The 429-nt window shown below is 59.7% G+C and carries 1 protein-coding gene; it reads left to right on the top strand.

Going from position 1 to position 429, the window contains the following annotated elements:
* On the top strand, window positions 1-429 hold a 429-nt coding region (gene trbF / locus NJD71_RS13720), incomplete at both ends, for a conjugal transfer protein TrbF (RefSeq protein ID WP_319052450.1).

Raw genomic sequence — 429 nt, forward strand, 5'->3', positions numbered from 1 at the left:
GGCAAATGCAGCCTATCAGGTGACCGATCCTCAGATCGCCTTCCACCTCGCGCGTTTCATCGAACACGTCCGCGGCTTACCCCTGGACGCCATCGTCCTGCGCGAAGACTGGCTGCGCGCTTACGACTTTACGACGGACCGGGGGGCCACGGCGCTCAACGACTACGCGCGCAACAACGATCCGTTCGCAAAGCTTGGCAAAACCCAAATCGCGGTTGAGGTGTCCAGCGTCATCAGGGCATCGCCGGATAGCTTCCGCCTGGCCTGGATTGAACGCCGTTATGAGAACAGCCAACTCGCCGCGACTGAACGGTGGAGTGCAATCCTCTCGGTCGTTGTCCAGCCGCCGCGCGATATCGATCGATTGAAGAAGAATCCTCTCGGCATCTACGTCAACGCCATCAACTGGTCCAAGGAGCTCGGACAATG

Origin of the sequence: Psychrobacter sp. PP-21 (genome assembly GCF_033790785.1) — a bacterium.
Taxonomy (GTDB): Bacteria; Pseudomonadota; Gammaproteobacteria; order Pseudomonadales; family Moraxellaceae; genus Psychrobacter.